This window comes from Flavicella marina, assembly GCF_009193215.1.
GTDB lineage: Bacteria > Bacteroidota > Bacteroidia > Flavobacteriales > Flavobacteriaceae > Flavicella > Flavicella marina.
In genome coordinates, this window is sequence record NZ_VYVA01000001.1 from 689,186 (window position 1) to 712,933 (window position 23,748).

14 protein-coding genes are annotated in these 23,748 nt (G+C 34.2%); 12 read left to right on the forward strand and 2 right to left on the reverse strand.

What is annotated here, in order from left to right; translation table 11 throughout:
* Positions 1–41: 41 nt before the first annotated feature.
* Both F6P99_RS02775 and dinB read right to left on the reverse strand, forming a co-directional pair.
* On the reverse strand, positions 42–500 hold the full coding sequence (locus F6P99_RS02775) for a GreA/GreB family elongation factor (protein WP_152285906.1): 459 nt from the start codon (positions 498–500) through the stop codon (positions 42–44).
* Positions 500–1,606, reverse strand: a complete 1,107-nt coding sequence (gene dinB, locus F6P99_RS02780; protein ID WP_152285907.1) for a DNA polymerase IV — start codon at positions 1,604–1,606, stop codon at positions 500–502. The genes F6P99_RS02775 and dinB overlap by 1 nt, the downstream gene beginning before the upstream one ends.
* Before the next feature lie 184 nt (positions 1,607–1,790).
* Here dinB and F6P99_RS02785 point away from each other — a divergent pair, with 184 nt between their 5' ends.
* The 12 genes from F6P99_RS02785 to F6P99_RS02840 all read left to right on the forward strand — a co-directional run bounded on the left by F6P99_RS02785 (position 1,791) and on the right by F6P99_RS02840 (position 23,711).
* Complete coding sequence (locus F6P99_RS02785; protein WP_152285908.1) at positions 1,791–4,598, forward strand: triple tyrosine motif-containing protein; 2,808 nt, start codon at positions 1,791–1,793, stop codon at positions 4,596–4,598.
* 419 nt (positions 4,599–5,017) lie between these two features.
* Positions 5,018–8,098: a SusC/RagA family TonB-linked outer membrane protein gene (locus F6P99_RS02790; protein ID WP_152285909.1), complete on the forward strand. Its 3,081-nt coding sequence runs from the start codon at positions 5,018–5,020 to the stop codon at positions 8,096–8,098.
* A 10-nt stretch (positions 8,099–8,108) separates the two neighbouring features.
* A complete protein-coding gene (locus tag F6P99_RS02795) occupies positions 8,109–9,602 on the forward strand; it encodes a RagB/SusD family nutrient uptake outer membrane protein (RefSeq protein ID WP_152285910.1) in 1,494 nt (497 codons plus the stop codon).
* A 61-nt stretch (positions 9,603–9,663) separates the two neighbouring features.
* On the forward strand, positions 9,664–11,106 hold the full coding sequence (locus tag F6P99_RS02800) for a PKD domain-containing protein (protein WP_152285911.1): 1,443 nt from the start codon (positions 9,664–9,666) through the stop codon (positions 11,104–11,106).
* A gap of 69 nt (positions 11,107–11,175) precedes the next feature.
* Complete coding sequence (locus F6P99_RS02805) at positions 11,176–12,027, forward strand: glycoside hydrolase family 16 protein (protein WP_152285912.1); 852 nt, start codon at positions 11,176–11,178, stop codon at positions 12,025–12,027.
* Positions 12,028–12,137: 110 nt separating this feature from the next.
* The gene (locus tag F6P99_RS02810) at positions 12,138–13,625 is read left to right on the forward strand and encodes a glycoside hydrolase family 30 protein (RefSeq protein ID WP_152285913.1); all 1,488 of its coding nucleotides are present in this window, start codon (positions 12,138–12,140) and stop codon (positions 13,623–13,625) included.
* Positions 13,625–15,154 carry a sugar porter family MFS transporter gene (locus tag F6P99_RS02815; RefSeq protein ID WP_262884977.1) on the forward strand — a complete coding sequence of 510 codons (1,530 nt, stop codon included), beginning with the start codon at positions 13,625–13,627 and terminating at the stop codon, positions 15,152–15,154. Before F6P99_RS02810 ends, F6P99_RS02815 begins: the two co-directional genes overlap by 1 nt.
* Positions 15,155–16,450, forward strand: a complete 1,296-nt coding sequence (locus F6P99_RS02820; RefSeq protein WP_152285915.1) for a glycoside hydrolase family 2 TIM barrel-domain containing protein — start codon at positions 15,155–15,157, stop codon at positions 16,448–16,450. It begins immediately after the preceding gene.
* A 43-nt stretch (positions 16,451–16,493) separates the two neighbouring features.
* Complete coding sequence (locus tag F6P99_RS02825; RefSeq protein WP_152285916.1) at positions 16,494–19,949, forward strand: hypothetical protein; 3,456 nt, start codon at positions 16,494–16,496, stop codon at positions 19,947–19,949.
* Positions 19,950–19,960: 11 nt separating this feature from the next.
* Positions 19,961–21,223 carry a glycosyl hydrolase family 17 protein gene (locus F6P99_RS02830; RefSeq protein WP_152285917.1) on the forward strand — a complete coding sequence of 421 codons (1,263 nt, stop codon included), beginning with the start codon at positions 19,961–19,963 and terminating at the stop codon, positions 21,221–21,223.
* A gap of 5 nt (positions 21,224–21,228) precedes the next feature.
* Positions 21,229–22,248 (forward strand): glycoside hydrolase family 2 TIM barrel-domain containing protein, encoded by a 1,020-nt coding sequence (locus F6P99_RS02835; protein WP_152285918.1) that lies wholly within the window; start codon positions 21,229–21,231, stop codon positions 22,246–22,248.
* A 32-nt stretch (positions 22,249–22,280) separates the two neighbouring features.
* A complete protein-coding gene (locus tag F6P99_RS02840; RefSeq protein ID WP_152285919.1) occupies positions 22,281–23,711 on the forward strand; it encodes an MFS transporter in 1,431 nt (476 codons plus the stop codon).
* Positions 23,712–23,748: the final 37 nt, after the last annotated feature.

Below are 23,748 nucleotides of genomic sequence, written 5' to 3' on the forward strand. Positions count from 1 at the left end.
AAAATAAAAAAATACCCTAAACGACGTTTAGGGTATTTTTTTTACAATATTTCTTTGATCGTCAATTGATTTCCTTGAAAAGTAAAACTATCGTTTATTGCTTTTCCTAACAACTGTTTCCCGATAGGTGAATTTGCTGAAACACAAAAATACTCAGATGTATCAACAAGTACTTTACCAATACTGATCCCTATAAAATAGTTGATCGTATCTGTTCGAATAACGGCTCCTAAAGAACCTAAACTATTTTGTTTTGTGGCATCAATTTTTTCTACCACAAGCTTCATTTGATCAACTTGATGTAACTGCTGACCTGCTTTTTCCATTTCAAGTTGTAGCATTGCCCTTCCGGTCTCATGCTTATCGCCAGCAGAACTTTTAGATTCAGACACTAACGATTCTTTATTGAGTGCTATTGACCTTTCAATTGTATTTAATTTATTCGTCACAAAATCTGCACAAACAGATTTTAAAGCTTCTTTTAATTTTATTGACTTCATTAAAATTCTAATTTCAATTGAACATTCATTACAGCTTCTTTCTTTTTAGTTTGCGTATTTAAATTTGTAACTGAAATACCCAACAGTCGAACCGAATTTTTCATGACATCTTGAAACAATAATTCTTCAACAGTATCCAACAAAACCTCTTGAGATTTTACATAATAAGGTAATGTTTTACTTCGTGTCTGTTGTGTAAAGTCTGAATATTTTATTTTTAACGTAACTGTTTTACCTGCTACTTTAGACTTCATCAATCTGGATTCTAATTCTTTAGAAATTTTCTCTAATTTTTCTAACATATATACTTCTGAGGTTAAATTCTCTCGAAAAGTATGTTCAGCTGCTACAGACTTTCTAATTCTATTGGGGGTCACTTTACTTCGATGAATACCTCTTACTATTTGATAATAGTATGCACCTGATTTATTAAAGTGCTCGGTTAAAAACTCCTCAGATTTTAACTTTAAATCTTTCCCTGTATAAATACCCAATTTAAACATTTTCAAACGAGTCACTTTACCTATACCATAAAACTTTTCAATAGGTAAAGCTTCCAAAAAAGACAATACTTCTTCCTGCGGAATGGTCTTCTGACCATTAGGTTTGTTAATATCTGAAGCTATCTTTGCGATAAACTTATTCACCGATATGCCAGCAGAAGCTCGCAAACCTGTTTTATCAAAAATCTTATTCCTAATTTCTTCCGCAATTAAAGTCGCTGAAGGATTATTTTTTTTATTTATGGTAACATCGAGATAAGCTTCATCTAATGACAAGGGTTCAACCAAATCTGTATACTCAAAAAATACTTTCCTAATTTTTTGAGAAATCTCTTTATACCTATCAAATCGTGCAGGTACAAAAATCAATTCAGGACATAATTTTCTTGCCAACACTCCAGACATTGCCGATCGAACACCAAATATTCTGGCCTCATAGCTAGCTGCAGAAATCACCCCTCTCTTTTCACCTCCACTCACGGCAATGGGTTTGTTTTGCAAATCAGGATTATCTAATTGTTCTACTGAAGCAAAAAAGGCATCCATATCTACATGGATAATTTTCCTGAAAGTATTAAGTTCTGATTTATTTTCTGACTCCATGCTTTAACAAATGTAAGAAACACGAAGAAACTGAAGTGATAAAAATAAAAAATCAAGACCTAATTTCACCCAAATAACTTAACACAAACACTACATATTGACAAAATCAAAATACGTTCTATATTTTTTTTGTAAATTTAAATCAACCACACATACCAATTTCACTAAACTTATCCATCATTTTATGCTGCATAGAATAAAGAAAATAATTTTTACACCACTAATTTTCACCTTTACAATTTGTATATCACAAGAAATTCCTCCAATTCAAAACTATACACCAGAAATATACAATGCCGAAAACCAAAATTGGTCAATATCTCAAACAGAAAATAATTTTATTTATGTTGCAAATAACGAAGGTCTCTTAGAATTCAATGGAGCCTCATGGAAGCTTTACAATTCACCAAATCATTCTATCATAAGATCTGTAAAGGTAATCGATGAAAAAATCTATACGGGATGCTATATGGAGTTTGGGTATTGGAAAAAAAACAATTCAGGCATTTTAAAATACCACTCTCTTACAAATGAACACAATATTCAACTTATTGAAGACGAGGAATTTTGGAATATTTTAGAATTGGGAGAGTGGATCCTATTCCAATCTCTAAACCGAATTTATATCTTTAATTCGGTAGACAAGCAATTCAAAATCATAAATTCTGAAACAGTTCTTTCTAAAATATTTAAGGTAGACAATACCATCTATTTTCAAAAACTTAACGATGGACTCTACAAAATAGAAAAGGGAGAGAGTCAGTTGATTTCAAACGATAAAATAGTTCAAGAAAATATAATCGTTGGCATTTACAGTAGCGATAAAAATCTTTTAATGCTTACCCAGGAAAAAGGTTTTTACCTATTCAAAAACGATCAAATAAGCAAATGGAAAACAAAATCAGACGACTTACTTTCAACAATTAGTGTATACAGCAGCCTTGAAACATCCGACAATAAATTTATTATTGGGACTATTTCACATGGGATATATGAGCTTGATAAATACGGAAATATTAAAGCAAAAATAGACCAAGAAAAAGGCCTAAACAACAACACTATACTAAATATCTTCGAAGACAACGATCAAAATATCTGGACAGGACTGGATAATGGTATAAGTTGTCTAAACTACAACGCCCCGTTTCAAGTTTTCTACGATAAAAACGGTAAACTTGGAACAACTTACACCTCACTAAAACATAAAGAGTACTTATACCTTGGAACAAACCAGGGATTGTTTTATAGAAACACCGATTCGAACAATAACTTTCAACTAATTCCAGGAACAGAAGGTCAAGTTTGGAATTTACAACTAATAGACAACACATTATTTTGTGGACACAATATAGGTACATTTATAATCGACAGAAACAACGCCAAACAAATTTCTACCGAACCAGGAACATGGAAACTAGAGATGTTTCCTGACTCTAAAAACACAATTCTTCAAGGAAACTACAAAGGTTTCTGCGTATTAAAAAAGAATAATGGCGTGTGGAGTTTTTCTCACAAAATAAAAAATTTCGATATCTCGAGTAGATACTTTGAATTCATAAACCCTTCAAAAATTATTGTAACCCATGAACAAAAAGGTGTATACGAACTAGAAATAGATGATCGTAACACAAGTTTTTCAAACATGAAGATCAATGCAGAATTAAAAGGTGAAAAATCAAGTATCATAAATTACCAAGGATCTCTATTATATCATTTCAATAAGGGATTGCTAAAATTCAATAGAACTTCAAATAACTTTGAAGTAGACTCCGTGTTTCACAAACCTCTTACAAAGGATGAATCCTATGTTTCAGGAAAACTCGTAAACACAAACAACTCAAAACTTTGGGCATTCACAAAAGAAAATATCTTGTATTTTTCTCCAGGAAAAATAAATGCTACACCAGAAGTAACCAAGATATATTTACCCACTAAGCTGAGAAAAAACTATATAGGTTTCGAAAACATAGCTCCTTTATCTGAAGAAAATTACCTTTTAGGAACTTCTTTTGGCTTCCTAATCATAGACACTAAGAAGCTAAATAAAAAAAGGTACAAAATTGAATTAACTAAGGTAGAAAAACGACAATTAAACGACAGCACGAGCATAGTACCTCTCATTAACAATAACAATTACGCGTACAAATACAACAACCTAGATTTCTCTTACAGTGTTGCTTCGTATGAAAAATTCTCAGAAATCAAATACCAGTTTATTCTAGAAGGCAGACACAAACACTGGAGTGCTTGGACTAATGAATCTAAAGCTTCTTTTAAAAATCTACCTTTCGGAAAATACACTTTCAGAGCAAAAGCGATGGTTGGCAATGTTTTAAGTTCTAATGAAATTGTTTTTGATTTCACCATAGAAAGACCATGGTACCTAAGCAACAGATTCGTGCTTTTGTATATAGTGATATCTATAGTTCTCATTTTTATCATTCACAACATCTACAAACAATACTACAAAAGACAAAAACAAGAGCTACTTGACAGAGCCCAAAGAGAATACGAACACTCACAATTAGAAAACGAAAAAGAAATTATGAAACTACGTAATGACAAATTACGTGGAGATATCGAGAGTAAAAATCGTGAATTGGCTGCTTCTACCATGAGTATCATAAAAAAGAATGAATTCCTCAATAGCATCAAAAAGGAATTATCTGATTTAGAGAACAACAACATGATAAAACCAGTCATAAAAATAATTGATAAAAACCTAAATAACACAAGTGATTGGAAGCTATTCCAAGAAGCTTTTAATAACGCAGACAAAGATTTCCTCACCAAAGTAAAAGACAAGTATCCTGAACTAACACCTAATGACTTGCGTCTCTGTGCTTATTTGAGACTAAATTTATCTTCAAAAGAAATAGCTCCATTGCTAAATATTTCACACAAAAGTGTTGAAATAAAACGTTACCGACTTAGAAAAAAGATGAGATTGGCAAAAAAAGACAATTTGATTCATCATATCTTAGAAATTTAGCCTTCCTTTTTCTAATACATTACCTTAACATATAAAGAATCAAACATCAAAGTCATTTAAACCAGTGTTTTATTAACATTGGTTTATTTTTTTGTTAAAAATCTAATTGTCAGATATTTAGTATTTACTTTAAAGAAAAAACATTGCTGAAAATTTTACATGTAGAGTCTATGTATAGGTAATATTTTGGCTTTTACATCTTTACAATCGTAATTTAGAACAAGAGAATTAGAAGAAAACTATTCTCGAACATTTAACACCTATTATTAAGGTTTTAAATCTGTTTTGAAATTAGAAAAAGGCTCGAGACTTTTCATCTTCAAAAAACAACCAACTAACGAAACTTCGGTTTCAACTAACGAAAGAAACTAAATATGATTCCAATTTATTGGAACTTCATTAACTAAAACCAAAAACCAATGAAAATTAAACTACTCTATTTTTTGTTTTTCTGCGCAGCTGCAACAGTTACTGCTCAGCAAATTCAAATCTCAGGAACCGTGATTTCTTCAGAGGACGATTTTCCAATCGCCGGAGCTAATATATTAGTTCAAGGCAAAAATGCAGGAACCACAACGGACTTTGACGGTAACTATCAGTTGACGGTGGAAAAAGGAGATTCTCTTATTTTTAGCTATATCGGCTTCGCCTCATCTACGATTCTTGTTGAGTCACAAACAACAATCAATGTTACACTTTCTCCTGACAACCAACTATTAGATGAAATAGTAGTGATTGGTTATGGGTCTCAAAAAAAGAAAGAAATTACTGGAGCAGTTTCTGTTATTGACTCAAAGGCTATCGAGAAATTAAACCCAGTGCGTGTGGAACAAGCCTTACAAGGACAAGTTTCTGGTGTAAATGTAACTACGTCTTCGGGTTCTCCTGGTGCTGCTTCCAATATTAGAATTCGTGGAGTTTCAACAAACGGAGACAACAACCCTTTAATCTTGGTCGACGGAAATAGAATCACTGATCTTTCTGTAATCAATCCTAATGATATCGCTAGTGTAAATGTATTAAAAGATGCCACTGCAGGTATTTATGGAGTGCAAGCTGCCAATGGAGTTATCTTAATAACGACCAAAAGTGGTAGAAAAAACACAGAACTAAAATTTAATATTGACTCTTACATTGGTTTTCAAGAAGCTAGTAATGCTATTGACGTATTGAAACCTAGAGACTATGCGATTCTCGTGAATGAAATGTCTATCAACGGAGGAGGCGACCCTAAATATATTGTTTACCCAGAAGATGGAACAGATTGGCAAGAACAAGTATTCACAAATGCACCAATTGCGAACGTTAATTTTGATGCAAGTGGCGGTACAGAAAAAGCGGCCTACTCATTTGGAGCTTCATACTTAGATCAAGATGGTATCGTTGGTGGAGACAAATCAAACTACAACAGAGCTACTGCAAGATTAAATTTTCAATATGACATATTGAAGAACTTAAAATTATCAACTACGGCTATCTATACGCATTCAAACAAGAATAACTTGAGTGAAGGTGCGGCGGGTTCTGTCTTATTCAATGCCATCAACATGAATCCTGTAATGCCAGTTTATGATGCCAATGAAGATGATGGATTTCAAAAAGCATACAACTTAGGAGGTGAAATTATCAATCCGGTTGCGCAACTTGCCAATACATATGACACTGCTCAGGTGAATAAAATTAGTGCAACACTTGGTATTGATTATTCATTCTTGAACGATAAATTCAAATTAAGCTCAAAGTTTCAAATGAATCATTCGGTAGTAGACAGTCATGTCTTCAAACCTGAAGTGTATTACGGACCTTCAAAAAGCTTTAACATTACAACAAATGAAGTGTATGAGAACAAAGATTATTACGATGATTATACTTGGGACAACTTCATAACTTATTCGAATACATTCAATAACGACCATTCTTTAACAGTGCTTTTAGGTATGTCTGCTTTTAAAACATACGGAACTTTTACAGGAATGTCTGGAACCAATTTGCTGATTGATGGTCAACAAGTAAACACAATAGAATATGCAAGTGTTGCAAATGCCGAGACTCAAATTAATCGATTCACCGACGAACAGCTAGCACGTGGTTCAAATACATTTGACACTAGATTGCTTTCATATTTTACAAGAATTCAATACAACTACAAGGGCAAATACCTTTTATCAGGAGTTCTTCGTAGAGATGGTTCAACAAGATTTGGCCCTGAAAACAGGTTTGGATATTTCCCTTCAGGATCACTTGGTTGGAATATCTCAGAAGAAGATTTCTTAGTCGACAATAGCTTCGTTAACCTATTAAAATTAAGAGTTAGTTATGGTATCATCGGATCTGACAAAATTGGAGATTACAGATACTTATCAACTTTATCCGGAGAAGCTACATATGTTAGAAATGATGAAACTGATGCATCTGAACTATTACAGGGACTGGCAGAAGGTGCTCTTTCAAATCCAGAAATTCAATGGGAAAAACAAAAAACGTTCAACATTGGTGTCGATACGCGATTGTTCGGAGATAGAATTAGCATGACGATAGATGCATTTGACAAAAGAACTGAAGATTTACTTATTACATCTCAAGTATCTGGAATTCTTGGATCATCTGCTCCGGGGTCAGCTCCTCCAACAATAAACGCTGGTACAGTTCAAAACAGAGGATTTGAATTTCAAATTGCATACAACAGTAAATTCTCAGAAGATTTTAGAATCAACGCGAGTTACAATTTTACAACACTGCATAACGAAGTATTATTCGTTTCAGGTGAAAATGGTTTCGAAGCAGGTGGAGGATTTGGTGTAGGTATCGGTGTATCTGATGCAGCAAGAATGGAAGCAGGCTACCCAATTGGATACTTTTATGGATACAAAACAGACGGAGTATTTACTTCTCAAGAAGAAATTGACAAAAGTCCAATTTCATCAACCGACACTGCTCCGGGAGATTTAAAATTAGTTGACACTAATGGAGACAAAAAAATTACTGCAGACGATAGAACCTATATTGGAGACCCAATTGCTGACGTAACCATGGGATTCAATCTTGGTTTCAATTATAAGAATATTGATTTTAGCGCTTCAGCATTTGCATCTTTAGGAGCAGAAATGGTACGTGACTATGAGCGTCAAATCTTAGAAGCAAATAAAGGAACTTACAATTTAGACAGGTGGACACCTACCAAAACCAACTCAAGCGTACCAAGACTAAGTACAGGAGGAACTCCTCAAAGTAGTTACTTCTCGGATCTATATGTAGAAGATGCTTCATTTTTAAGAATTCAAAATGTACAAGCCGGATATACATTCCAAGAAAACTTAGTTTCAAAAATCGGATTAGACCGATTGAGGTTATACGTGTCTGTAAACAACCTTTACACATTCACGAACTACCAAGGTTATGATGCTGGAGCATCTTCAGGAGCCCCTATCGGCGCAGGTATTGATAAAGGATTTTATCCTGTAGCAAGAACATATATGTTAGGTCTAAACTTAAAATTTTAACACGTAGATTATGAAAAATTACAAGATATATATTACGGCTTTCATTATCGCAATGGTAACGCTTACTGCGTGTAGCGATGATTTTATTGACGTGCCTTCAAGAAATCCAAATTCTGACGATTTCTTTAAAACAGAACAAGATTATCAAGATGTTTTGATCGGAGTATACGATTTACTTCAAGCCTCTTTCTGGAATGTTATGGTGGGAGAAATTGCTTCAGACAATACATTGGCAGGTGGAGATCCTGATAACATTGATGGTCCTGCTATGCAAGATATTGATAATATGGTTCACAATGATGTCAACGAACAATTAAGAGATATATGGAGATGGATGTATGCTGGACTAAACAGAGCAAATTACATGCTTGAATTTAGAGACAATATCGATTTTGACACCAAAAATGACATGATCGGTCAAGCATTGTTCTTAAGAGCATATTTTACCTTTGAATTGGCAAAGTGGTTTGGACCACTTCCATTACTAGTAGAAAACGGAAGGATTAAAAACAAAAGAATGCAGTTTGGTGAACAATTCACAATCTCTAGAACTGCAACAATCGCAGATACGTATACTTTAATTGAAGCAGATTTAATTGAAGCGATTGGTTTGCTAAATACGACTCAAGATTTAGAATATAAAGTAACGAAAGGTGCAGCACAGTCTTTATTAGGGAAAGTTTACCTATATCATGCAACTTTTGATGCTGCGAAATATACAGATGCTGCGACAGTACTTGATCAAGTGATTTCTGATGGAAATTACACATTAGCATCGAATTTCGGAGACATTTTTGAACATCCAGGTGAAAATGCAGCTGGTTCTATTTTCGAAGTTCAATATACAGATGTTGAAGGTGCTGGGTTTGACTGTTTGCAATGTAGTGAAGGAAACGTAGCTGTAGGATTTAGTGGAGTAAGAGAATATGTAGGTCCTACTTTTGACTCAGGTTACGGATTTAATACTCCCACAGCTGAAGCTGCAAGTATTTTTACTACGGGTGACTTAAGAAAAGATGCAACCATTTTTGATGCAGAAGCAATTGCTACCAGCTACCAACCAAGTAGAGGGGAAACCAAACTATACAATAGAAAGTACCTTCCTAGAAAAGGAGATTTAGGACTTGGAGACAACAATTTAACAAACCCTAATAACTATAGAGCCATCAGATATGCTGATGTCCTTTTGATGGCTGCGGAAGCGAATGTTCAAAAATCAGCTCCAGATGTAACAAAAGCTAAAGGCTATTTAGATCTTGTAAGAGACAGAGCTTTTGGAAATACTACGAATAGAATCGATGCTACTCTTGAAAACATCTTACAAGAAAGACGTCTTGAACTAATGGGAGAAGGACACAGGTTCTTTGACTTAGTTAGAACTGGAAATGCAGATGGAACTATTGATGGGTTCACTCCAAATAAAAACGAACTGTTTCCAATTCCACTTATCGAACTTGAATTAGCAGGAGCAGTCGAAAGATGGGGACAAAACCCAGGATACTAAGAATATAAAATTTTACGAATAAAAGCAATATACCAATACAAACTAAATTAAAACAAACATTATGAATTTACTTAAAAAAGGGATGTATATCCTACTAGGATTAAGCTTGACAATAGCTTGTAAAAGTGACGACGAAGGTAATGGAGATTCTACTACCATAACAAACTTAGATTTTGTAATAACAGAGGAAAACGACAACGGAAATAGCGTTGGAGTTACTCCTTCTTCTACAGGAGGAACTTCCTATTCAATTGACTTCAATGACCCTAATGCAACAGGAAACGAAGATGTAATTGCCTCAAGTGGACCGAAAGCAACATATACTTATGCAGAAGAATCTGGAACGTATGAAATTACTGTTACTGCATCTGCTGCAAATGCTGCAGACGTTTCAAAAACAAAATCTCACACGGTGCAATTTGAAGCTGCAACTGTTTTAGCAGATTTTGAAGATGCAGCGAGCTTAAACTTAAGAGACGATGCAGGAGGAGGAGCTGTAATTACTGTTGAGTCTCAAACAGGAATGGATGGTTCTGCTTCAAATGTGGGTGTAGCTGTTTATAACGGTGCTGGGAATTGGGATGCTTTTTCGATCAACCCTACAGATTATATTGACGTAAGAACTAAGGGAATTATTACTGTTGAATATTATCAAAGCGAAGGATTAGCTAGAGACATTTTATTGAAACTGGAAAACCCAAAAACAGAACAAGATGATATTTTTGCTATCGAAGTATTAACAACATCTACAGCAGATACAGGATGGCAAACACTAACTTTTGATTTCCACTCAAACAATGTTACAGGAAGTCACCCAAACCAAGCACTTGACGTAATCTTAGATCAATATGCTACAATGGCTTTATTCGTAGATTTCGGAACTCCAGTTGCTGGAACATACTGGTTTGACAATATTGAAGGAGCAGAATGGGGAATTGCTGTACCTGACTCTGATCAAGATGGTGTTATTGATTCTATCGACAAATGTAAAGATGAAGCAGGACCTGCAGAAAATGACGGATGTCCAATAGTTGCAACTCCAACTACACCAGCTCCAACTCCAACAGACACTAACACTATTTCTATCTTTAGTGATGCATATACTAATATTGCTGTAAGCGAGTGGAATCCAGGATGGGGACAAACGACTACATTAACAGAGATTTCTATCTCAGGTAACGCTACATTAGAATACGGTCTATTCAACTATACTGGAATTGTAACTAATTACGATAACCCAACGGATGTTAGCGGTAAAACGTATGTTCATATTGACTATCATACACCAAATGCTTCAAGCTTGTCTATTAAATTAGTAAACACAGCTGAACCTGATGGGGCTACCAAAGAAGATATTGAAAGCGTAGGAACTATTGTTACAGGATCATGGCAATCGGTTGATATTCCATTAGCAGACTATACTACAAATTTATCAGGAGTAACTCAGATTGTATTAGAATCTTCAGGAGGAACTGTATTTATTGATAATATATACTTCCACTAAGAAGAGTACTATCATATTTAATAAACTCCACGTTTTTAAACGTGGAGTTTTCACTAAAATTCTTAAAATATGTTTAGACCATTTATCATTCTTTCATTCTCATTTTTACTGCTTAACTGCTCTTGTTCTGGCAACGAAAACGAAGAAGTTGTGATCACACCTCCTTCAGAAGATTCAACTTGCCCGGCAACAACAGGCCTCACTCCTACCGGAAACTACGATGTCTTAATTTGGGCAGATGAGTTTAATGAAGATGGAAGTCCTTGTTCAGACAATTGGACCTATAATGTTGGAGACAATGGTTGGGGTAATAACGAAAAACAATACTACAAATTCAACGACCCTGATAATGTAATCATTGAAGACGGATTGTTAAAAATAACTGCGAGAAGAGAAAATTATCGTGGTGCAGAATTCACTTCTACTAGAATGCTTACTCAAGACAAGTTTAGTTTTGTTTATGGAAAAGTAGAAGTACGTGCAAAACTTCCGGATGGAGGTGGTACTTGGCCTGCAATATGGATGCTCGGTGACAACATTACCACAGTAGGATGGCCTGAATGTGGTGAAATCGATATTATGGAACATGTTGGTAATAGACCCGGATGGACTTCTAGTGCCATACATAATAATGCTGGTCATGGAGGTGGATATTTTGGTGAAGAACAATACATTCAAGATGCTACTTCAGAATTTCATGTATATGGAATCTTATGGACGCCAGAAAAAATTGAATTTACAGTAGATGGTGTGGAACACTTTACATACAACCCTTCTGACAAAAACACAAACAACTGGCCCTACACGGCTAAACAATTTTTAATCTTAAATATTGCGATGGGTGGAGACCTAGGAGGAAACATTCCTTCTTCTTTTACCGAAAGCACCATGGAAATTGATTACGTCAGAGTCTATCAATAACCGATTACATAAACTTAAAATTAAGTTTGGTTAAGCAAAAAAGTGCGGGGATCAAAAATCTCCCACTTTTTACTTAGTCAACTCTTAGTACATTATTTAACCTAACAATTATGGCATTTTTTTTACATAAAAAAAACGTTCTATTGACGATTTGTGCTCCAGTTTTACTGTTGTTTCTATTTTTTTCAAAACCTAAGAAAACCTCAATCGACTATACAACAAACATATATACCACAGCACACAAAAGCGATTTGAAACTTACGAAAACTGATAAAATTTCGTTTTCTGATTTTCAACAAGCGACAGAAACTGATGTAGTTATTGTAGTGAACCCTAAAAGACAATTTCAAACTTTACTTGGGATTGGTGGAGCCTTAACAGATGCATCTGCTGAAACTTTTTCTAAACTGCCAAAAAACGCACAAGAAAAAGTTTTAGAAAGTTACTTTGATAAAGACAAAGGCATTGGTTATAGTCTAGGAAGAACATCAATTCACAGTTGTGATTTTGGTTCAAAAAGCTTTACCTATATACAAGAAGGAGATACTAAACTTAAAACTTTTTCTATTGAGCAAGATAAAGAACTTAGAATACCATTCATAAAAAAGGCAATCAAGAAAGCCGGGGGTAAACTCACCTTTTATGTAAGTCCATGGAGTCCTCCAGCATTTATGAAAACGAACAACAATATGCTGTTGGGAGGAAAATTAAAAAAAGAATTTTACCAACCATGGGCAAATTATTATGCCAAGTTTATCAAAGCTTATGAAAAAGAAGGAATTCCTATTTGGGGATTGACCATACAAAACGAACCTATGGCAAAACAAATTTGGGAATCCTGTATTTATACTGCTGAAGAAGAAAGAGATTTTTTAAAAAACAACTTAGGTCCGACTTTAAAAAACGAAGGATTAGGAGATAAAAAAATAGTTGTTTGGGACCACAATAGAGATTTACTATTTCAAAGAGCTAATACTATTTTTGACGACCCTGAAGCATCGAAATACGCTTGGGGATCAGGATTTCATTGGTATGAAGATTGGAAAGATGGAAAACCTATGTTTGACCAAGTAAAAAACGTACAAGAAGCATACCCAGACAAAAAGCTACTCTTTACAGAAGGCTGTAATGAAAGTTATGATATCAATAGAATAATAAACGAAGATCCGAAATTAGCAGAACGCTATGGTAAATCCATGATCAATGATTTCAACAATGGAACTGTAGGTTGGACTGATTGGAATATTCTTTTGGATCAAAATGGTGGACCGAATCATGTTGGGAATTTATGTTTTTCACCCGTGCATGGAAACACTGAGACTGGAAAATTGATATTCACAAATTCTTTCTACTATATCGGCCATTTTTCAAAATTCATTAGACCTGGAGCTAAAAGAATTTCTAGTGTATCCAGCGGAAATCAAATACTTTCAACTGCTTTTATAAACAAAGACAATAGCATTGTTATCGTTGTTATGAATCAAGGTAATCTTGATCAAAGTTTCAGCATTGAATTAGCAGGAAAAACAGCTAGTACGAATGCAATTGCTCACTCAATTCAATCAATTATTTTGACACCGAACAACCACACGAATTAATAAACTTTTCAACCATGCAAAAATCTTATACCATTACCATCAGTTTTATAGTCGCCTTAGGCGGATTCTTATTGGGATTTGACAGTGCCGTTATTTCTGGAGCTGTAGGAGGTATAAGAAATTATTTTGAAATGTCGGACTGGGAATTAGGTTTTTCTGTTGGTTGCGTGATATTTGGAGCAATGATAGGAAATATTTTTGCAGGACCATTAAGTGATAAATACGGAAGAAAAATCATATTGATCCTCACTGCAATTTTATTTACAGTCTCTGCAATTTGGTCGGCTTTGGCCACGGCATATTATGTATTTATAATTGCCAGAATTATTGGAGGAATTGGTATTGGCGCGGCAATTTTGATCGCACCTATCTATATCGCAGAAATTGCACCACCGAAACTCAGAGGTAGTTTGGTATCATTGAATCAACTCAACATAGTTTTAGGTATTTCTGTAGCCTACTTTTCAAATTATTATTTAAAAGACATTGACGGTGAAAGCTGGAGATGGATGTTAGGTGTTGAAGCTATACCCGCAATCATTTATTTTCTTGCTCTTTTTGGTGTTCCGAAAAGTCCTAGATGGCTGATTCAAAAACTCAACAAAATAGCTGTAGCAGAAACCATACTCATAAAAATTGGGGGAAAAGAATTTGCCACTGAAACAATTGAAGAAATAATAAAAGGAAAAGATAAAAAAACAACAACAGGAACTATTTCAGACCTATTTAAAAGCAAGTTTAGTAAAATTCTATTGATTGCTTTTGGTCTTGCATTTTTTCAACAAATTACAGGAATCAATGCCATCTTTTATTACGCACCTACTATTTTTGAACAAGCAGGAGGTAGCTCTGATACTTCATTTTTACAAGCCATTGTTGTAGGTCTAATCAACTTGGTGTTCACTTTTGTAGCAATAGTATTAATTGATAGGTTGGGTAGAAAACCCTTATTAATTATTGGAACTGCAACCATGACTGTTGCGCTTTCAATGGCAACAATTGCATTCAACAATGCTACTTACGAAATCAATCAAAATAATTTACAAAAAATTAAAAACACAGAAATTCATACCGCAATTTCATCTTTAGAAGGATCTCAATATACTTCTCAAAACGAATTATTTAAAGCAGTAGATCCTTTACTAAACATACCTCAACTAAAAGAATTTAAACAAAATGAAATAAAAAATCTGATTACAATCAATGCAACATTAGTTTTATTGGCAATATTATTATACGTAGCTGCTTTCGCCATTTCATTAGGACCAGTTATGTGGACAATGTTATCTGAAATTTTCCCAGGAAACATCAAAGGTATTGGGATATCCGTTGTTGGATTCTTTAACTCCCTTGTTAGTTATACAGTTACACAATTTTTCCCTTGGGAGCTTACAAACCTAGGGCCAACTTTAACGTTTGCCATTTACGCCATTATGGCTCTTCTTTCTTTAGTTTTTGTTTACAAGTTTGTGATAGAAACTAAAGGAAAAAGTTTAGAAGAAATTGAAAACCTATTAATACAGCATTAAATGAAAACATTACATACTATTTTATTACTTACTGTTTTTCTATTGGTAGGCTCAACAAGCAAATCGCAGCAAATGCAACCTGCAAAAGTTACCATTGAAAACTTAAATGGATCTTTCAAACTCAAAGTAAACAATGAACCTTTTTATATCAAAGGTGCGGGATTAGAATTTGGAGCGATCGATGCACTTGCAAATCACAATGCAAATTCTTTCAGAACTTGGAGAACTAATAATGGAAAACAATCCGGAAAAGAAGTGTTAGACAGTGCATATAGCAAAGGTCTCTATGTTACAATGGGGATCGAAATTGGCAGAGAACGACAAGGGTTTGATTATAATGATTCCACTGCTGTACAAGAACAGTTTGATCGGGTTAAAGCCGAAGTATTAGAATTAAAAGATCATCCTGCGCTACTCATTTGGGCTATCGGAAATGAATTGAATTTACATCATACGAACCCTAAAGTTTGGGACGCAGTGAACGATATTTCAAAAATGATACACGAAATAGACCCTAATCATTTAACTACTACCACCCTTGCGGGAATTCAACAAAAAGAAGTTGACCTAATCAAAAACAGGTGTGAAGATTTAGATGTATTATCTATTCAATTGTATGCAGATTTACCAGAACTACCTATGAGAATTAAGAAGTTCGGTTGGACAGGCCCTTATATTGTAACAGAATGGGGTGCGACGGGTCACTGGGAAGTTCCGACAACCGAATGGGGAGCACCTATTGAAGAAAACAGTACAATTAAAGCTGCTAAGTATTTAGACAGATACAATAAAGCAATCGCTGTAGACAAAACACAATGTTTAGGCTCTTATGTTTTTCTTTGGGGGCAAAAACAAGAAAGAACACCTACATGGTATGGCATATTCTCTGCAAAAGGAGAAGAAACCGAATCGGTAGATGTGATGCATTATATCTGGAATGATAAATGGCCAGAAAATAGATCACCACGAGTAAAAAGCTTTCACCTGAATGGAAAAACAGCTTATCATAATATCAAATTAAAATCCAATACTTCAGCAACTGCATCCATCATTGTAGAAGACCCTGACAATGATAAAATTACTTATACCTGGGAAGTATTAAAAGAAAGTACGGATTTAAAAGATGGCGGGGATTTAGAACAAAAACCTATTGAAATTAAAGTTGAAGTATTGAAAAACAACGAAGGAAAATTTGAATTTAAAACTCCAAACAAGGGTGCCTACAGATTATTCGTCTATGCGAATGATGAAGACAACAATGTGGCAACCACGAATATTCCATTTTTAATTGAATAACTCATAACAGCAGTTTTATACCTGCTGTTTTTAAACACATATAATGAAAACTACTGACATCAACTTAGAAAGCAAAAAAGCCTCTGTAAAAACTGCTGAAATTGAAGGTAAATTGATTTCTTTTGAAAACGAAAAATATTATAAAATTACGAATAGTGATGAAATGCGCCCATTTTTTATGAGTATCGTAAGCGACTCTAATCATTGGATGTTTATTTCTAGTAATGGTGGTTTAACAGCTGGAAGAAAAAATTCAGAATTTGCCTTATTTCCATATTACACAGATGATAAAATTACTGAATCGGCTGATATCACAGGAAGCAAATCAATTTTTCTTATCCAAAAAAATGAAAATAATTTTCTTTGGGAACCTTTTTCTATAAGACAAGAAGGACTGTATAACACGCAGCGTAACCTCTACAAAAACAGCTTTGGAAATAAAGTTATTTTTGAAGAAATTAATATCGACCTTGGTGTTACCTTTAGGTACCAATGGAATTCAAGCAATCAATATGGGTTTGTAAAAAAATCTAGCTTAATCAACAACTCGACTGATTCCATCAGCATAAAACTTATTGATGGAATTCAAAACATAATTCCGGCAGGAGTAACTACAGATTTACAAAACAGTCGAAGTAATCTGGTTGATGCTTATAAAAAAAGTGAATTAGAAGCAGAAATAGGTTTAGGAATCTATGCTTTAAGTGCAATTATAGTAGACAAAGCAGAGCCAAGTGAGGCGTTAAAAGCAAACATAGCTTGGTCAACGGGTCTTGACAATCCAACATATCTTATTTCATCTTCCCAACTAAATAATTTTAGAAAAGGAAAAGAACTACATCAAGAGGAAGATATAAAAGCTGAAAAAGGTGCCTATTTCGTTTCTACCGAAATTGAACTGTACCCAGAAGAACAAAAAGAGTGGATGATAATTGCCAATGTAAACCAAACCATGGTAAATATCATCGAAATCTCTAATTTGATTAAATCCGATAAAAATCTTTCTGAAGTTTTACAACTCGATATTGAACAAGGAACCCAAAATTTAATCGACCTAACCTCAACTTCTGATGGACTTCAATTATCTGCAGATAAATTGAGAAACACAAGACATTTCTCAAACACACTTTTCAACATCATGAGAGGTGGAATTTTTGACAATGACTACAATATAGAAAAGCAAGATTTTATCAAATACATCTCAAAGGCGAACAAAAAAGTTTTCAAAAAAAGAGAGGAAGTTCTGAAGCAACTACCTGAAATTTTTACACTAAAATTTTTAAAAGAATTTGCAGAAAACGATAGAGACAAAAATTTTATAAGACTGGCATTTGAGTATATGCCATTAAAATTTAGCCGAAGACATGGAGATCCTAGTAGACCTTGGAACAAATTTTCAATCAACACAACAAGTGATGATGGAACCAAAATATTAGATTACGAAGGGAATTGGAGAGATATTTTTCAAAATTGGGAGGCCCTTGCTCACTCCTATCCAGAATTCATTGATAGTATGATTCACAAATTTTTGAATGCTACTACTTTTGATGGATACAACCCCTATAGAGTTACCAAAGATGGTTTTGATTGGGAAATTATTGAACCTAATGATCCTTGGTCTTATATTGGGTATTGGGGAGATCATCAAATCATTTACCTTCTTAAGTTTTTAGAGTTTATTGAAAATCATTACCCAAACAAATTAGAAACGTACTTCAAGCAAGAGATTTTTGTATATGCAAATGTTCCTTATAAAATAAAAAGCTACGAAGATATTCTGAAAAACTCAAAAGACACAATTCTTTTTGATGAGGAACTAGATCATGAAATCAATCAAAGAAGAAACCAGCTTGGCGCAGATGGAGCTTTAATTACAGATAAAATTCACTCTGTTTACAAAGTAAATATGATTGAAAAATTATTGGCTACTGTGCTAGCAAAAGTTTCTAATTTTATTCCTGAAGGGGGAATTTGGATGAATACGCAAAGACCTGAATGGAATGATGCAAACAATGCTTTGGTTGGAAACGGAGTTTCTATGGTTACCCTCTATTACTTAAGAAGATTTTTAAATTTCTTCGAAGAAATTGTAGAAAAAACAACGAATGAAAACAATGACGTATCAGAAGAATTGGTACAGTTTTTCCTTCAAGTTGTTAAAAGTCTAGATGAGAACAAAAACATACTAAAATCAACTATCTCAGATGCTGACAGAAAAAATGTTTTAGATGGATTAGGAAGTGCTGGAAGTGCTTATAGAAATTCTATTTATGAAAATGGTTTTACAAGTCATAAAAAATCAATTACGAAATCAGAACTATTAAATTTCTTTGCACTTACTAAAGAATATTTAGATCAAACAATCGTCGCAAATAAAAGGAAAGACAATCTATACCATTCTTATAATTTAATGACCATTGAGAACGACAATGAGATATCTATTTCCTATCTACCAGAAATGCTAGAAGGTCAAGTGGCTGTTTTAAGTTCTGGTTTTATTTCAGGACAAAGTTCTTTAGAATTGTTAGATGCCTTAAAAAATAGCGCCCTATTTCGAGAAGATCAGTACAGCTATATTTTATATCCAAACAAAGACCTTCCAAGATTTTCTTTAAAAAATAATATTTCCAAGACTATCATTAACAATTCAGAACTATTAGCTCAGCTTCTAAATGATGGCAACTCAACAATTGTTGCAAAAGACGCTAATGGAAACTTCCATTTTAATGCAAACTTTAACAATGCAGATAGCTTAAAATCAGCCTTAAATGAATTACCTGAAAGCTATAACGCACTTGTAGAAAAAGATACAGATTACCTATTACAATCCTTTGAACAAATTTTTGATCACAAATCTTTTACAGGTAGATCGGGCACTTTCTTTGGTTACGAAGGTTTAGGATCCATCTATTGGCACATGGTATCAAAATTAGTTTTAAGTATTCAAGAAACCTGTCTAGTTGCTGTTGAAAAGCAAGAAGACTCAAAAATAATCGGAAGATTATTTGACCATTACTATGAAGCCAACGAAGGAATCGGAGTACACAAATCTCCTGAATTATATGGAGCATTCCCTACCGATCCTTATTCACATACTCCTGGAGGAAAAGGAGCACAGCAACCTGGAATGACAGGGCAAGTAAAAGAAGATGTATTAAGTAGATTCGGTGAACTAGGTATTTATGTTAAGAATGGAAAAATAGGTTTTAGACCAACTATGTTGCGTAAAGAAGAGTTTTTAAAAGAAGCTAAAAACTTTAAGTACAAAAATATTAATGGAGCTTATAAAGAATTACTTATTGAAAAAAACGCTCTTTGTTTTACTTACTGTCAAACACCAATTATCTATAAATTGAGTGACCAAAATTGCATTGAAATTACACTTGCAAACAAACAAAATATCACTCTCAACGAAAGAGAACTTGAACAAAACCTAAGCAATAAACTCTTTAGTCGTTCTGGAGAGATTGAGCAGATAACCGTATCAATCACTAAATAAATTTTACATAAATGCGAATTATTAATAAATCACTTCTTATTGTACTTATTAGTTTTTCTCTTTTAGGATGTTCATATAAGCATAAAACCATGAATAAAACTGCTTCAGAAATATTAGGAAATCCAGAATACTTAGCGATGTCTTATGGAGGGTATCGTCAAAACTCTAGGACCTTTCAACCCAATCTCAATGAGCTAAAAGAGGATATGAAAATTCTTGCTGCTATGGGAGTAAAAATTATCAGAACCTATAATGTTCAACTAGATCAAGCAAAAAACATTTTACAAGCCATTACAGAATTAAAAAAAGAAGATGAAAGTTTTGAAATGTATGTAATGCTTGGAGCTTGGATTGATTGTAAAAATGCCTGGACAGAATACCCAGTTGACCATAATCAAGAAAGTGAATTCAACCAAGATGAAATAAACAGAGCCGTTTCCCTGGCTAATAAACATGCAGATATCGTAAAAGTAATTGCTGTTGGAAATGAAGCCATGGTGAAATGGGCTACGAGCTATTATGTACAACCGAATGTAATATTAAAATGGGTAAATCATTTGCAAGAGTTAAAAAAATCAGGTGAATTACCCTCAGATATTTGGATTACAAGTTCCGATAATTTTGCCTCTTGGGGTGGAGGTGACGGAGAATACCACACAGAAGATTTAAATAATCTGATTCATGCTGTTGATTATATTTCTATGCATACCTATCCTATGCATGACACGCATTACCATCCAATATTTTGGGGCTTGGAAAACGATGAATCTAAACTAACATCAATTCATAAAATTGACTCCCTGATGTCAAGGTCCAAAAATTACGCTATTTCACAATATGAAAGGGTAAAAAACTATATGCAAAACATTGGCGCGAACAAACCCATACACATTGGTGAAACAGGATGGGCTAGTTACTCAAATGAACTCTATGGGAATGAAGGATCTAAGGCCACAGACGAATACAAAGAAGCTATCTATTACAACCTTATGAGGGAATGGACAAACTCTAAAAACATATCCTGTTTCTATTTTGAAGCTTTTGATGAACCATGGAAAGATGCAAATAACCCAGGAGGATCAGAGAATCATTTTGGATTATTCACACTAAACGGAGAAGCAAAATATGCTTTATGGGATTTAGTAGATCAAAAAAAATTTGAAGGGCTTTCAAGAAATGGATATTCTATCAAAAAAACTTATGATGGAAATCTTGAAACACTATTAAACCAAGTTCAATTACCAGAAAATTATTCTGAACAATTACATTATTAATAAACATGCAGAAGAAACTCATTTACATAATTCTAGTGATCTGCTTCAGCTTTGTTAGTTGTGGTGAAGATAAAACTCAAGATAAAATCTCGGTTCATAAGAGATCTATCCTTGTTAACAACCAACCATATAGTATCAGAGGTATTTGCTATCATCCTGTTTCTAAAGGCGAAGACAGCAGAAGTTTTTCCAATTTAGAGACCGATTTAAAACTCATGAAAGAAGCACACATCAATACAATACGTGTGTACCAACCTATTCATGACAAGACAGTTTTAGATAAGATTCATCAAGCCAATATGAAAATCATCATTGGATTTGGATACAACCAAAATGGCAATTATGATATACTTTCAGGAAGCTTTTTACAGTATATAGAAAAATTTAAAACCCATCCTGCAATCTTGATGTGGGAACTTGGCAATGAATACAACTATCATCCTGAATGGTTCGATGGGGCTATAAAAAACTGGTATAACGCGATGAACAATGCTGCGTATGAAATAAAAAAAATCGATCAAACGCATCCTGTCACAACTGCCCATGGCGAATTACCAGATGCTTTGGCATTGGAGTTGTCGCCAAGTATTGATGTTTGGGGCATGAATGTATACCGTTGGGATAACCCAGAAAAATTATTCTCTGAATGGGAATCTATCTCTGATAAACCGATGTATTTATCGGAAGCTGGTGCTGATAGTTATATGACGATTGAAAAACTAAACTACGCTAAGGGAGTCAATGAGAAAGCACAAGCCAATGCTACTAAAAACATATTAAAAAGTGTTTTCAACAATGAAAATATTTGTTCTGGTGTTACACTATTTGCCTTCGTGGATGAACTATGGAAAGCGGGTAATAACAATCAACTAGACCCAGGAGGATGGGCTCCAAATAGTAGCGGAGTCCCGTATGACGGTACACCAAATGAAGAATATTGGGGTATTGTTACAATTGAAAGGTCACCGAAACAAGCCTATTACATCGTAAAAGAAAAATACCATACAGTTTCTAAAAATCATTAACCACGATTTTTAACATAACCTAAACTACACTTATGAAAAAACCAACAACAGCACCCGAAGATATTGTACCAATTGGACAAAAAGTTGCCTTTGGAGCGGGTCATCTAGTATTAAACTTACTACCTGGGTCTCTTGCTATTTTTATGTTCTTTCTTCTAACTGCCTTCGGTATGGATCCATTTTTAGCAGGTCTCTTGGGAGGACTTCCTAGGATATTTGATGCAATTACAGATCCTATCATGGGTTTTATTTCTGACAACACAAAATCAAAATGGGGACGCAGAAGACCTTATATTTTTATAGGAGCCATTGCTAGTGGAGTTCTTTTTGCTGTTCTGTGGCAACTAGACCCTGAAAATTCACAAATGTTCAACTTTTGGTATTTCTTAATTTTGTCTATGGTGTTTTTAATCGGAAATACCATGTTTGCCACACCCTTAATCGGACTTGGTTATGAGATGACTTCTGACTATAACGAAAGGACTAGATTGATGGCATTTTCTCAGATCATTGGTCAAATCGCTTGGATGATTGTTCCTTGGTTTTGGGTATTAATTGCGAATCCAAACATATTCGAAACACAAGCCATCGGAGTTCAAAAACTATCCGTTATCGTGGGTTCTATTTGTATCGTTCTTGGATTGCTACCTGCTTTATTTTGCAAAGGAATTGATTCCGCACATATGGAAAACAGAAAGAAAATAACATTCAAAACCATGTTTTCTAACGTTAAAGATTTGTTTCAAGGTATCGTTCAAGTATCGAAAAACAAACCTTTCATGAAACTCTGTGGTGCTACCTTTTTAGTTTTCAATGGATTTCAATTGGTTGCCTCTTTCAGTTTTTTCATCATTGTATTCTTTATGTTTAACGGTGACTATGGGTTGGCTGGTACTTGGCCTGCTTGGTTTTCAACTGTAATGGCGTTTGTTACTGCTTTTCTTGTAATACCGGTAGTTTCTTGGATGTCTAATAAATTTGGAAAACGAAAAGCATTTATATACTCAACACTAATTTCAATTGTTGGATATATTCTAAAATGGTGGGGGTTCGATCCTGATATGCCTTGGTTACTGTTTATGCCAATCCCTTTCATATCTTTTGGTATTGGAGGTCTATTTACCTTAATGATGAGTATGACTGCCGATGTTTGCGATTTAGACGAACTAGAGAATGGAATGCCTAGAAAGGAAGGTACTTTTGGTGCGATATATTGGTGGATGGTAAAACTTGGACAAGCCTTAGCCTTGGTGTTAGGTGGTTTGGTCTTAAAGATTGTAGGGTTTGATCAAAATGCAGCCATGCAAACAGCAGAAACCTTGACCAAGTTAAGACTTGCAGATATCATTATTCCTGCAATAACAGCTGCTCTAGCTGTTTGGGTAATGTGGAGTTATAGTTTAGATGAAAAAAGAGCAAGAGAAATTAAAGAAGTATTAGTAAAGCGTAGAGGAAAATTATAATAAACCTAGTATTCATAAATAAAAAAACACCCCATTT